Origin of the sequence: Pseudocitrobacter faecalis (genome assembly GCF_965231525.1) — a bacterium.
Taxonomy (GTDB): Bacteria; Pseudomonadota; Gammaproteobacteria; order Enterobacterales; family Enterobacteriaceae; genus Pseudocitrobacter; species Pseudocitrobacter faecalis.
This window is the reverse complement of the sequence record NZ_CBDDNJ010000002.1, coordinates 3,167,915-3,180,809: the sequence shown is the minus strand read 5'-3', so window position 1 is coordinate 3,180,809 and position 12,895 is coordinate 3,167,915. Positions and strand designations below refer to the sequence as shown.

Sequence of the window (12,895 nt, the reverse complement as noted above, 5' to 3'; positions counted from 1 at the left end):
CGCGCTCCTTATCATCCTTGCGCTATTGTAGAGTTCCCGGCGCGAGAAACTGCGATCCCGCTGACCGATATTGAACGCTGACCTGCACGACGTTCGTCGCATGCGGCTGGTGGAATGTGCTACCATTTCTCGCTCGGCTATCCACCAGTAAACAGAATCATGAAATTTCCCGGTAAACGTAAATCAAAACACTATTTTCCCGTTAACGCCCGCGATCCGCTGTTAAAACAAATTCAGCCGGAAAGCGAAAATGGCGTCTCCTGGGTGGTTGGCATCGACCAAACCCTGGTGGATATCGAAGCTAAAGTCGATGACGCGTTTATCCAACGCTACGGCCTGAGCGCCGGGCATTCGCTGGTAATTGAAGATGATGTCGCGGAAGCGCTGTATCAGGAACTGGTGCAGAATAACCTCATCACCCATCAGTTTGCCGGGGGAACCATCGGCAACACGATGCACAACTATTCGGTGCTGGCAGACGACCGCTCTGTGCTGCTGGGGGTGATGTGCCGTAATGTAGAAATTGGCGGCTACGCGTACCGCTATCTTTGCAATACCTCCAGCCGTACCGATCTCAACTATTTGCAGGGCGTTGATGGCCCCATTGGTCGCTGCTTCACGCTGATCAGCGAATCCGGCGAACGCACCTTCGCGATTAGCCCAGGCCACATGAACCAACTGCGCCCGGAAAGTATTCCGGAAGCCGTGATCGCGGGCGCGTCTGCGCTGGTGCTGACCTCTTACCTGGTGCGCTGCAAGCCCGGTGAGCCGATGAAAGACGCCACCATGCAGGCGATTGCCTACGCGAAAAAATACAACGTGCCAGTGGTGCTGACCTTGGGCACCAAGTATGTGATTGCCGATAACCCGCAGTGGTGGCAGGAATTTCTCAAAGAGCATGTCTCGATTCTGGCAATGAATGAAGAAGAGGGCCTGGCGCTCACCGGGCTGGACGACCCGCTGCTGGCCTCCGATAAAGCGCTGGACTGGGTGGATCTGGTATTGTGCACCGCCGGGCCGGTAGGGTTGTATATGGCGGGCTTTACCGAAAACGAGGCAAAACGGAAAACTCAGCATCCGCTGCTGCCGGGAGCCATTGCCGAATTTAACCAGTATGAATTCAGCCGTGCAGTGCGTTATAAAGATTGCCAGGAGCCGCTGCGCGTTTACTCGCACATCGCGCCCTATATGGGCGGCCCGGAGAAAATCATGAATACCAACGGGGCAGGCGACGGCGCGCTGGCGGCACTGCTGCACGATATCACCGCCAATAACTACCATCGTACTAACGTGCCGAATTCCAGTAAACATCAGCATCACTGGCTAACCTATTCGTCGCTGGCGCAGGTGTGTAAATATGCCAACCGGGTGAGTTATCAGGTACTGAACCAGCATTCCCCGCGCCTGACGCGCGGCCTGCCGGAAAGGGAAGATAGCCTCGAAGAGGCGTACTGGGAAAGGTAGTATTGTGTGTTGCCCGGTGGCGCTTCGCTTACCGGGCCTGGAACGTTTATGTGAATTTGTAGGCCGGATAAGGCGAATCCGCCATCCGGTACACAATGTTTAGCCTGTCACCGCCTCTTCAAGCGGCGGTTTTTCTAACAAGCCCAGCATGGTTTTCGCAATCTCACGCTCGCCCATTACCACCTGATTGGCACCGCGTTCGCTGATATACGCCACTTCATCGTCATAATGCGCGCGGGCGATAATCTCAATGCCCGGGCATTTCTCGCGGGCGGTGGCGACAATCTCTCCGGCCTCGTAACCATTCGGAATGGTCAGCAGCAGCCAGCGCGCGCAATCCAGATGCGCCAGGTTCATTATTTCCTCATTTGCGGCGTTACCCAGCACCGCACGAATACCGCGCTCGCGAAGCTCATCGACGCGCGTGCGGGACGTTTCAATCACCACCAGCGGAATACCCTGCGCCATCAGCTTCTCGCCGAGCAGGCTACCGACACGACCGTAGCCAACCAATAGTGCATGATTACAGATATCCACCGGGATTTGTTTCTCATCCTCAATCGCTTCTTCAAGCGTTTGCTCTTCCAGCGTCTCGGTTTTCTCGAGATATTTTTCCAGCAGAGTAAACAGAATCGGGTTGAGCATAATCGACAGAATGGCTCCTGCCAGCACCAGGTTCTGCCCGGCCTGCGGGAGGAGATCCAGCGCCATGCCGAGCCCCGCCAGAATAAAGGCAAATTCGCCAATCTGCGCCAGGCTGGTGGCGATGGTCAGCGCGGTACGCTGTGAGTGACCAAACATACGCACAAGGAAGAATGCCGCTAACGACTTACCAAAGACGATAATAGCCAGCGTGCCGAGCACGGCCAGCGGCTGCTCAATCAGAATCATCGGGTCAAACAGCATACCGACGGAAACGAAGAACAGTACGGCGAACGCGTCGCGCAACGGCAGCGTATCGTGCGCCGCGCGGTGGCTGAGTTCAGACTCGTTCAGCACCATTCCGGCGAAGAACGCACCGAGTGCGAAGGAAACATCAAACAGCTCAACCGCACCGAAGGCGATGCCCAGCGCCAGCGCCAGTACAGAAAGAGTAAAGAGCTCACGCGAACCGGTGGCGGCGCTACGTGAGAGGATCCACGGCACAAGACGGCGACCTACCAGCATCATGATGGCGATGAAGGCGATAACCTTACCGATAGTCATCGACATATCGAGCACCAGTGAAGCCAGCCCGACGTCGCCTTTTTCCATCATGCCCGCAACGGCTGGCAGCAGAACCAGCGTTAACACCATCACCAGATCTTCAACAATCAGCCAGCCGATGGCAATCTGCCCCCGCTGGCTATCAATCAGTTGGCGTTCTTCCAGCGCGCGCAGCAGCACCACGGTACTGGCGGTGGAAAGGCAGAGGCCGAACACGATACCGGTCATTAACGACCAGCCGAGCAATGACGAAAGTGCCATACCCAGCAGCGTCGCCACCGCTATCTGCAGAATTGCACCGGGAATGGCGATGGCCTTTACCGCCATCAAGTCTTTTAGTGAGAAGTGCAGACCGACGCCAAACATCAGCAGAATCACGCCCAGTTCCGCCAGTTCAGGTGCCAGTTGCGTATCGGCGACAAAACCCGGCGTGAATGGCCCGGCCAGGACGCCTGCTAATAAATAACCGACTAAAGGAGATATGCGTAATCTGTTGGCAATCATGCCAAGGAAAAATGCGAGAACAAGACCACCAACAATGGTGGTGATAAGCGGTGTGGCGTGATGCATTCCGTCTCCTTTCGTGGTGGTGCGTTGTTCCATTTTTGGCTCAGATGCGTGACATCATCCGGAAAACCAAAAAACCTTGTAATAGTTTATGACAAAATGGGGCATCATGTTTATGAATAAATGTTGAATTTTAATAAAAAAAGGAATTTATGATCGGAACAACCCCAAAAGTGGGATTGGCTGAGGAATAGTAAGGGAAATGCCGCAGTAGCTGGGGTAGTGCGCAGCCAAAGTTTGACTTTGGCTGCGTTAAACTTACTGTTTTTGTCGATTATCAGGCAGGAATATGGTCAACATCCCCAGAAGTGGTAGGAAAGCACAGATTTTATAGACCAGTTCGATGCTGGTGTGGTCAGCAACCAGCCCCAATACCGCAGCCCCTAAGCCGCCCATGCCGAAGGCAAAACCGAAGAATAAACCGGAAACCATGCCAATTCGGCCAGGTAAGAGCTCCTGGGCGTATACCAGAATCGCCGAAAATGCGGATGCGAGGATAAATCCAATGATCACCGTTAAAATACCGGTCCATTCCAGCGATGCGTAGGGTAAAACAAGCGTAAACGGTGCAACGCCGAGGATAGAGCCCCAAATAACATATTTACGCCCGATTTTATCACCCACAGGCCCGCCAATCACGGTTCCCGCCGCAACTGCAAACAGGAAGGCAAAGAGGTGTATCTGCGCATTTTGGATGGATAAGCCAAACTTATGCATCAAATAAAAGGTGTAATAGCTGCTGATACTCGCCATGTAGAAGTATTTTGAAAAAATAAGCATCAGAAGGACGCAAACGGCCAGAATCACCTTGTTGCGCGGCAGCGGATTAATAATCGCGGCTTTAGGTTTACCTTTATTTATGCGGTGCTGTGCGGCGTACCAGCGGCTGATTTGCGCCAGCACGACAATGGCCAGCAGCGCCGCCAGTACGAACCAGGCGACGTTGCCTTTACCGTACGGGGCGATGATCACGGCAGCCAGTAGTGGCCCTAACGAACTGCCAAAGTTACCGCCGACCTGGAAGATCGACTGCGCCAGACCATGACGGCCCCCGGACGCCATGCGCGCCACGCGCGAGGATTCCGGGTGGAAAACAGATGACCCGGTACCGACCAGCGCGGCGGCCAGCAGAACGGTATAGAAACTGCCCGCCAGTGCCAGCAGAATCAGGCCGCTCAGGGTAAAGCACATGCCAACCGGCAGCGACCACGGCATCGGGCGCTTATCGGTCACGTAGCCGACCACCGGTTGAAGCAGCGAGGAGGCAAGCTGGAAGGTGAGGGTAATCATCCCGATTTGCACGAAACTGAGCGAGAATTCAGCTTGTAGCAGCGGGTAGATAGCCAAAATTAACGACTGAATCATGTCGTTAAGCAGGTGTGAGAGGCTGATGGCCCCGAGAATTTTAAACGACGTGCGTGCCTGTTGCTGGGGCGCAGAGGAGCCGGACAGCCCAGGACTGGTTTCACTGATTGCCATAGATTCCACTTATATTTGATGGTGCGATGTTGGAGATAATCGATGTTGTAATAGTTATCAGCCTAAGATACCTGTCTGCGGCGTATGAAGGAAGTCTCATTTCTAAAATGAAATTCGACTATTCTTTCAGAGCGTTGTAATTTCGGCACTTGTCATTCAATCAGGGAGCGGATCATGAAATTTGTTCGACGGGGCATAGCGCTGGCGATGCTGGCGGCGCTGTCTTTGGCAAGCACGGGCGTTCAGGCCTGGGAAAAAGATAAAACCTATAAAATCACAATATTACATACCAACGATCACCATGGTCACTTCTGGCGTAGCGAGTACGGTGAATACGGTTTAGCGGCGCAAAAAACGCTGGTGGACGGTATTCGTAAAGAAGTGGCCGCAGAAGGCGGTAGCGTGCTGCTGCTCTCAGGCGGCGATATCAATACGGGCGTTCCTGAGTCTGACCTACAGGACGCCGAGCCCGATTTTCGTGGCATGAATCTGGTCGGTTACGATGCGATGGCCGTCGGCAATCACGAATTCGATAACCCGCTGAGCGTGCTGCGCCAGCAGGAGAAATGGGCAAAATTCCCGTTCCTGTCGGCCAATATTTATCAGAAAAGTACCGGCGAGCGCCTGTTTAAACCGTGGGCGATCTTCAAGCGTCAGGATCTCAAAATCGCCGTGCTTGGCCTGACGACCGATGACACCGCGCGCATCGGCAACCCGGAAAACTTTACTGATATTGAGTTTCGTAAGCCTGCCGAAGAAGCGAAGCTGGTCATTCAGGAACTTCAGATGAATGAAAAACCTGATTTTATCATCGCCGCTACGCACATGGGTCACTATGACAACGGTAACCACGGTTCTAACGCACCGGGCGATGTCGAAATGGCGCGTAGCCTGCCTGCCGGGGCGCTGGCGATGATTGTGGGTGGTCACTCACAAGATCCGGTTTGCATGGCGTCGGAGAATAAAAAGCAGGTCGATTATGTGCCAGGCACGCCGTGCGCGCCGGATAAACAGAACGGCATCTGGATTGTGCAGGCCCATGAGTGGGGTAAATACGTTGGGCGCGCCGATTTTGAGTTCCGCAACGGCGAACTCACGCTGGTGCATTATCAGCTGATCCCGGTGAACCTGAAGAAGAAAGTGACTTACGATAACGGGCAAAGTGAGCGCGTACTTTACACGCCGCAAATCCCGGAAAGCGCGCAGATGCTCTCGCTGCTGAGCCCGTTCCAGAATAAAGGCAAAGCGCAGCTCGGCGTGAAAATTGGTACGGTGAATGGTCATCTGGAAGGCGACCGCAGCAAAGTCCGTTTTGTGCAGACCAACCTTGCGCGGGTGATTCTTGCGGCGCAAATGGCGCGAACCGGCGCTGATTTCGCGGTGATGAGCGGCGGTGGGATTCGTGATTCCATCGAAGCGGGTGATATCACGTACAAAAGTGTTCTGAAGGTGCAACCGTTCGGCAATGTTGTCGTTTACGCAGATATGAATGGCAAGGAAGTCACGGATTACCTCACCGCCGTGGCGCAGAAGAAGCCTGACTCCGGGGCGTATCCTCAATTTGCCAACGTCAGTTTTGTGGCGAAAGAGGGCAAGCTTATTGATCTCAAAATCAAAGGTGAGCCTGTCGACCCGGCAAAAAAGTATCGCCTGGCGACGCTTAACTTCAATGCCAGCGGCGGTGATGGGTATCCGCAGATTGATCAATTACCGGGCTATGTGAACACCGGGTTTATTGATGCGGAAGTGCTGAAGCAGTTTATCGAACAGAACTCGCCGATAGATGTGAACGCTTACGAACCGAAAGGGGAAGTGCGCTGGGAATAAGGGCTTTACCCCTCACCCGTTCCCTCTCCCGCAGGGAGAGGGGAGGGATTGTGCTCAATGTAAATACGAACTTGGTTTTCTCCCTCTCCCTGCGGGAGAGGGCCGGGGTGAGGGGAAGACTGGCACTCAATCTCTACGCGCAATATCCGCAAATTTCGCATCAAGAATTTTCGCCAGATCGCTTGCCGCGAGTTCAATATCCAGCCCGCGCTTGCCGCCTGAAACATAGATGGTGGCAAAATCCTGCGCGGGCGCATCAATCACCGTCGGCAGGCGTTTTTTCTGCCCCAGCGGGCTGATACCGCCGACCAGATACCCGGTTGTACGCTGCGCCACCATCGGGTCGGCCATATCAACTTTTTTCGCGCCCAGCGCCTTCGCCACTTTTTTCAAATCAAGCTGACCGGCCACCGGCGTGACCGCCACGGCCAGATGCTTCATATCGCCATTGATGGCAACCAGTAAGGTTTTGTAGACCTGGTCCGCATTCAGACCCAGTTTACGCACCACTTCGTCACCAAAGTTGGTTTCGCTCGGATCGTGATCGTAGGCGTGAATCTGGAAAGAAATTTTGTTTTTTTCGAGTAACTTAACGGCGGGAGTCATAATCATCCTTTCTTACTACTAAACAGACATCCTCTAAGCATACGCCTCTGAGCTGGCTAAAAAATAGTATTATCTTGCGCAATAGTAATGGAAGTGATGATGACTTTGAGCGACAATCAAAAGATCCGAAGTGCGAACTTCGGGATAATAATAATGATGAAATTCCTCTTTGACGGGCCAATAGAGATATTGGCCATTTTTTTATTTCAGCATCTGTGGCAGGTTGCCTTCGCCGTACAGATGCAGCGCCCCAACCGCCACCACATAGCGGCCCGGCGGCAGCGCCAGCAGCATATCGCGCCACGCCTGATTACGCTGCACCATCAACACATCATACAGCGACTGGCTAAAGGTATTCGGTAGCGGTGAATTTCTGTCCGTTGGCGGCTGTTCCAGCCACCAGCCAATCATCACCTGCAACAACCGCGCGTTGGTGTGCCAGTGGGTAAGAGTGTCTTCCAGCAGCGCCAGCCCGTTATCAGGCAACTGGAGTAACAATGCAATCTGACTTGATGCGCCCTCCAGTTCCTGAATGGGAAGGGAAGCCTGCCGTGCCGCCTGCAAAAGTTGATAATCAATCCCGTAATCCGGGCGCAGGCCCAGCTTTTGCGCCTGCGTTGCCTGCATCACCATCGCGATTTGCCACAGTGGCTGGGTATCGAAACGCGCAAGCGGTAAGCCTTGCTCATCGGCCAGTTTTTCAAGCCTGGCAAGCTGCGTCGCCGTCAGGCGTTCGGCCAGGGGAGCACAAACAGGAAGGTTGTCAAAAGGTGCTTCATTGCCGGAAATATCTGCCTCAACAATCAGCGCATCGGCCTGCTGGAGCTTCTTGACCAGCTTCGGCGGCAGCGGCGACATATCGCGCGTGCCCATATGAATACTGCCGACAAGATGAAGTTCGCGACCGCCAGGCAGTGAGATATCGATGGCGGGCCAGCTATAGGGGGCGCCTCGCAACGCGTGCCACAAACGTTTTAGTTTATTTAACAGACTCATCCGCGCTCCCTTTGAGAAAGGTTCATGCTAGCGCGGCCATCGAAAAGGTGCAAACTCACTCCTGACATTGAATCAGGAGGGAGTGAGGGTTATGCCTTTGGTTTAAACCGCAGCAATCGGTTCGCGTTGCTCACGACCGTAATGGACGAGAGCGCCATTGCCGCGCCAGCGACTACCGGGTTGAGTAGCGTACCCGTTATCGGCCAGAGAATACCGGCAGCGATAGGAATACCCAGAGAATTGTAGATAAACGCGCCCAGCAGGTTCTGCTTCATATTGCGCAGCGTGGCGCGGGAAATCGCCAGCGCATCCGCAACGCCCATCAGGCTGTGACGCATCAGGGTGATGGCCGCCGTTTCAATGGCCACATCGCTGCCGCCCCCCATGGCGATACCCACTTCTGCCTGCGCCAGTGCGGGCGCATCGTTGATGCCATCGCCGACCATCGCCACTTTCTGCCCCTGACGTTGCAGATTTTTAATGGCTTCGGCTTTGCCGTCCGGCAGTACACCTGCGATCACCTCATCAATACCCGCTTCTTTTGCAATGGCATTGGCGGTGGTTGGGTTATCGCCGGTTAGCATAACCAGACGGTATCCTTCGCGGTGCAGGCGCTCAAGCGCCGCAACGCTATCGGCACGTAGCGGATCGCGGATGGCGAACAAAGCAGCGGCTTTGCCGTCGACGGCCAGCAGCACCGGCGTGGCACCCCGTGAAGCCTGCGCGTTGATTTCACTTTCCAGTTCAGCGGTTGAGATATTCTGTTCATTGAGCAGCGCCTGGTTACCCAGCAGCAGTGTATGACCCTCTGCTTCGCCGCTCACGCCCAGCCCGCGCAGGGTGCGGAAGGCGTTAACCTGCGGCAGCGTTGCATCGCCCGCTTTTTCCAGAATTGCCCGCGCTAACGGGTGGTTTGAACCTTGCTCCAGCGCGGCGGCAAGACGCAGCGCCTGCGCTTCTTCAACGCCTGAGAAGGTTTTCACTGCCACAACCTGCGGCTTACCTTCCGTCAGCGTGCCGGTTTTATCAAACACCAGCGTGGTAAGTTCGCTGGCCCGTTGCAGCGCGTCGGCATCACGCACCAGCACGCCGTACTCAGCCGCACGACCCACGCCAGAAATAATCGACATCGGCGTTGCAAGACCGAGGGCACACGGACAGGCGATGATCAGTACGGTGGTGGCGATCACCAGAGTGTAGACAATCTGCGGTGCCGGCCCGAAGAAGTACCAGATGGCGGCGCTGAACAGCGCGATGGCGACTACGGCAGGCACGAAGACCGCCGAAATTTTATCCGCCAGTTGGCCGATTTCGGGTTTACTGCTTTGCGCCTGCCGCACCATTTTAATTATGCGCGAAAGCGTAGTATGGCTGCCTACCGCGCTGGCGCGGAACAGAACGGAACCGTCCTGTACCACCGTCCCGGCGTGAATAGCATCGCCATGACTTTTTTCTTGTGGCACCGGTTCACCGGTGAGCATCGCTTCGTCAAACCAGGCTTCACCCTGAGTGATTTCGCCATCGACCGGCACGCGGTCACCGGTGGTCAGGCGCAACGTCATACCTGGCAAAACCTCGGCCAGCGGCACGGTTTTTTCACCGTCTTCCGTCACCACACGAGCAGACGGCGGCGTCAGATCGAGCAGTTTCTCCAGCGCTTTTGATGAACGCTGACGGGCGCGGGCTTCCAGCATATGCCCGAGGTTAATCAGACCGATGATCATCGCGCTGGCTTCATAATAGAGATGACGCGCCTCCATCGGGAACCACTGTGGCCACAGGTTGACGCTCATCGAATAGAGCCACGCCACACCGGTACCCAGCGCCACCAGCGTATCCATCGTCGCGGTGCCGTTTTTCAGGCTTTTCCACGCGCTGCTGTAGAAGTGGCCACCGGCGAAGACCATGACGGCCAGCGTTACCAATCCGATGACAAGCCACAGTGAGCGGTTGGCGTCGGTCACCATCATGTTGTCGCCGATCATTCCCCAAATCATCACCGGGATACCGACCAACAGCGCGACAATGGCCTGCCAGCGGAAGCGCTTCATGGTGGCGAGCGCGGTTTCCTGCTGACGTTCACGACGTTTGAGATCATCTTCAATCGCTTCCGCGCCGTAGCCTGCTTTCTCTACGGCGTGGACTAAATCCGCGGCGGAGGCGCTGCCCATTACCAGCGCAGTGCGCTCCGCAAGGTTTACCCGTGCCTGTGCGACGCCCGGTACCGCCTGAAGGGCTTTTTGCACGCGAGAGACGCAGCTGGCGCAGCTCATTCCGTTGATCAGCAACTGCTGGCTGTCGTCCAGATCCTGGGCTGCCGGAAGCGCAGGGGTGACCGCTGTCAGGGCTTCCGACGGGATTACTGCTTCCGCCAGCGGTTTAGCCTTTGGGTGGCTTAACTCTGCGCCGTAACCCGCTTCAATAATGGTTTCGATCAGCGCTTCCGCACTGGCGCTACCGGTGACGTGGGCTTCGGTGAGGGTGACATCAGCCTGTTCAACGTCAGGACGTTTTTCCAGGCTCTCTTTTACACGTTTAACGCAGTGACCACAGGAGAGGCCATCAAGCGTCAGGTCGATAGTATTGGACATAACAGACTCCTTATCTTCTGAGTGTGAATAAGCTTAAACCTTCCCGCAAGGGGAAGGTCAAGGCCGTAGTGAACAATTACCGGAATTCCTTTTAGCCGGGCTTTAGTGCAACCTAAACAGGTTATACTTGGGCGAGCGATACCCCAGCATTTGGAGAAGAGGATGAACATCAGCGATGTTGCCAAAAAAACCGGTTTAACCAGTAAAGCGATTCGCTTTTATGAAGAGAAGGGGCTGGTGACGCCACCGCTGCGCAGCGAGAACGGTTATCGTAGCTACACCCAAAAACATATCGACGAATTTACGCTGTTACGTCAGGCGCGCCAGGTAGGATTTAATCTGGAAGAGTGTGGCGAACTGGTGACGCTGTTCAACGACCCGAAACGCCACAGCGCTGATGTGAAAGCGCATACTTTGCAGAAAGTCGCTGAAATTGAAAAGCATATCAGCGACCTGCAGGCGATGCGTGATCAACTTCTTGCGCTCGCGGCGTCATGCCCTGGCGATGATGGCGTGGACTGCCCGATCATTGACCACTTATCGGGCTGTTGTCAGCATAAAAAACAGGCTTAACGTTTTACCTGTTCAAAGAGTCGAACGCGCAGCGTAATACCTTCAACTGCTACGACTTCAACTTTTGACCCCGCAGGCAAGTCGTCATCAGCAATCACGGGCCAGGCGCTGTCGCCCACCCGAACTTGTCCACGACCATTCACCAGGGCGTTATCCAGGGTAAAACGCTGCCCCACAAGTTGTTGTCCGCGTTGATTAAGCTGGCTGTCGGCGGGTTTCTGCTCTTTAACCTGGCGCGCGAGCCATTTTGACCACAGCCACGCCGCCAGCAGCGTCAGGATGCAGAATATGACTGCCTGCCACTCCCAACTGACGGGCAGGATCCAGGTCAGCAGGCCGGTGATCACCCCGGCAACGCCGCTCCACAGCAGATAACCGTTGCCACCCAGCATCTCGGCAGCCAGTAACAGGCCGCCGAGACTTAGCCAGAAAATATGCGGATGAGCCAGAATCATCTCGACCATTATCTTTTCCGTTCGTTGGCGCTGTCTTTAATCAGTTCGGCCACGCCTGCAATAGAGCCCATCAGACTGCTGGCATCCAGAGGCATCATGACGACTTTGCTGTTACTGGATGAACCAATTTGCTGGAGCGCTTCGGTGTATTTCTGCGCGACGAAGTAATTGACCGCCTGAATGTCCCCGGCAGCAATGGCTTCTGACACCATTTTGGTTGCGCGCGCTTCCGCTTCTGCAGAACGTTCACGGGCTTCCGCTTCAAGGAAGGCCGACTGACGTTCACCTTCCGCCTTGAGGATCTTCGACTGTTTTTCCCCTTCGGCTTTAACGATTTCCGCCTGACGAATACCTTCCGCCTCCAGAATATAGGCACGTTTTGTACGTTCGGCTTTCATCTGGGCGTTCATCGACGCAATCAGTTCTGCGGGCGGGCGAACATCGCGGATTTCGATACGGGTAACTTTAATGCCCCATGGGTTGGTGGCTTCATCAACGATATGCAACAGACGCGTGTTGATGCTGTCGCGCTGGGAGAGCATTTCATCCAACTCCATAGAACCCAGCACGGTACGAATATTGGTCATGGTCAGGTTAATGATCGCCAGTTCCAGGTTGCTTACCTCATAGGCAGCCTTTGGCGCATCAATGACCTGAATAAAACAGACGGCGTCGATGGTGACGTTGGCGTTATCTTTGGAGATAACTTCCTGAGACGGAATATCTAAAACCTGCTCCATCATGTTGATCTTACGACCAATCCTGTCCATGAAGGGGACAACAAGGCTGAGCCCAGGCTGAAGCGTATTGGTATAGCGGCCAAAACGTTCGACCGTCCATTGGTAGCCCTGAGGAACGATTTTGACGCCAGCGGCAACCACCACCAGCACAACAAAAATCATGATAGGGATAAATATCAGCATGAAACCTCCTGTTAAACCGTCCGTATAGATACGCGGCATGTGCCGCTGCTGAGGTTAAGTATATCGACTACCATGACGAAATTCGCCTGCCAGATTTTGATATTGCTTCACTTTAGACCTAAAGTCCGGAACAAGACATTTTAAAAGAACTGCTAACTGTGTTTTAAAAAAGCCCCTCTTAAAACCGGTAGTAAAAAGAGGGGAACAT

Annotated in this window: 10 protein-coding genes; 3 read left to right on the top strand and 7 right to left on the bottom strand. The window is 54.6% G+C overall.

The window, feature by feature from the left end; translation table 11 throughout:
• Nucleotides 1-159: 159 nt before the first annotated feature.
• Nucleotides 160-1,464: an inosine/guanosine kinase gene (locus tag ACOXYR_RS15780; RefSeq protein WP_421355852.1), complete on the top strand. Its 1,305-nt coding sequence runs from the start codon at nt 160-162 to the stop codon at nt 1,462-1,464.
• Between the two features lie 99 nt (nt 1,465-1,563).
• Here ACOXYR_RS15780 and ybaL read toward each other — a convergent pair whose 3' ends face one another.
• Complete coding sequence (gene ybaL / locus ACOXYR_RS15775) at nt 1,564-3,240, bottom strand: YbaL family putative K(+) efflux transporter (RefSeq protein ID WP_421355853.1); 1,677 nt, start codon at nt 3,238-3,240, stop codon at nt 1,564-1,566.
• 255 nt (nt 3,241-3,495) lie between these two features.
• Entirely contained in the window at nt 3,496-4,716 is a 1,221-nt protein-coding gene (locus tag ACOXYR_RS15770; protein ID WP_113858811.1) for an MFS transporter, read from the bottom strand.
• Nucleotides 4,717-4,890: 174 nt separating this feature from the next.
• Here ACOXYR_RS15770 and ushA point away from each other — a divergent pair, with 174 nt between their 5' ends.
• Entirely contained in the window at nt 4,891-6,543 is a 1,653-nt protein-coding gene (gene ushA / locus ACOXYR_RS15765) for a bifunctional UDP-sugar hydrolase/5'-nucleotidase UshA (RefSeq protein WP_421355854.1), read from the top strand.
• Between the two features lie 126 nt (nt 6,544-6,669).
• On the opposite strand, the gene ybaK is transcribed toward ushA, so the two are convergent.
• The 3 genes from ybaK to copA all read right to left on the bottom strand — a co-directional run bounded on the left by ybaK (nt 6,670) and on the right by copA (nt 10,736).
• The gene (gene ybaK, locus ACOXYR_RS15760; protein WP_421356514.1) at nt 6,670-7,149 is read right to left on the bottom strand and encodes a Cys-tRNA(Pro)/Cys-tRNA(Cys) deacylase YbaK; all 480 of its coding nucleotides are present in this window, start codon (nt 7,147-7,149) and stop codon (nt 6,670-6,672) included.
• Between the two features lie 201 nt (nt 7,150-7,350).
• Entirely contained in the window at nt 7,351-8,145 is a 795-nt protein-coding gene (locus ACOXYR_RS15755; protein WP_113858814.1) for a TraB/GumN family protein, read from the bottom strand.
• A gap of 89 nt (nt 8,146-8,234) precedes the next feature.
• Entirely contained in the window at nt 8,235-10,736 is a 2,502-nt protein-coding gene (copA, locus tag ACOXYR_RS15750; RefSeq protein WP_421356515.1) for a copper-exporting P-type ATPase CopA, read from the bottom strand.
• Nucleotides 10,737-10,898: 162 nt separating this feature from the next.
• Between copA and cueR the strand changes: the two genes are divergently transcribed.
• A complete protein-coding gene (gene cueR / locus ACOXYR_RS15745; RefSeq protein WP_015965507.1) occupies nt 10,899-11,309 on the top strand; it encodes a Cu(I)-responsive transcriptional regulator in 411 nt (136 codons plus the stop codon).
• On the opposite strand, the gene ACOXYR_RS15740 is transcribed toward cueR, so the two are convergent.
• Together ACOXYR_RS15740 and ACOXYR_RS15735 are read right to left on the bottom strand one after the other, a co-directional pair.
• A complete protein-coding gene (locus ACOXYR_RS15740) occupies nt 11,306-11,773 on the bottom strand; it encodes an NfeD family protein (protein ID WP_108474891.1) in 468 nt (155 codons plus the stop codon). The genes cueR and ACOXYR_RS15740 overlap by 4 nt on opposite strands.
• Complete coding sequence (locus ACOXYR_RS15735) at nt 11,773-12,687, bottom strand: SPFH domain-containing protein (protein ID WP_108474892.1); 915 nt, start codon at nt 12,685-12,687, stop codon at nt 11,773-11,775. Before ACOXYR_RS15735 ends, ACOXYR_RS15740 begins: the two co-directional genes overlap by 1 nt.
• Between the last annotated feature and the right edge of the window lie 208 nt (nt 12,688-12,895).

Coding starts and splice junctions, on each gene's coding strand:
- copA (WP_421356515.1), bottom strand. CDS start 10,736: ATGTCCAATACTATCGACCTGACGCTTGATGGCCTCTCCTGTGGTCAC.
- ushA (WP_421355854.1), top strand. CDS start 4,891: ATGAAATTTGTTCGACGGGGCATAGCGCTGGCGATGCTGGCGGCGCTG.
- ACOXYR_RS15780 (WP_421355852.1), top strand. CDS start 160: ATGAAATTTCCCGGTAAACGTAAATCAAAACACTATTTTCCCGTTAAC.
- ACOXYR_RS15755 (WP_113858814.1), bottom strand. CDS start 8,145: ATGAGTCTGTTAAATAAACTAAAACGTTTGTGGCACGCGTTGCGAGGC.
- ACOXYR_RS15770 (WP_113858811.1), bottom strand. CDS start 4,716: ATGGCAATCAGTGAAACCAGTCCTGGGCTGTCCGGCTCCTCTGCGCCC.
- ACOXYR_RS15740 (WP_108474891.1), bottom strand. CDS start 11,773: ATGGTCGAGATGATTCTGGCTCATCCGCATATTTTCTGGCTAAGTCTC.
- ACOXYR_RS15735 (WP_108474892.1), bottom strand. CDS start 12,687: ATGCTGATATTTATCCCTATCATGATTTTTGTTGTGCTGGTGGTGGTT.
- cueR (WP_015965507.1), top strand. CDS start 10,899: ATGAACATCAGCGATGTTGCCAAAAAAACCGGTTTAACCAGTAAAGCG.
- ybaL (WP_421355853.1), bottom strand. CDS start 3,240: ATGCATCACGCCACACCGCTTATCACCACCATTGTTGGTGGTCTTGTT.
- ybaK (WP_421356514.1), bottom strand. CDS start 7,149: ATGACTCCCGCCGTTAAGTTACTCGAAAAAAACAAAATTTCTTTCCAG.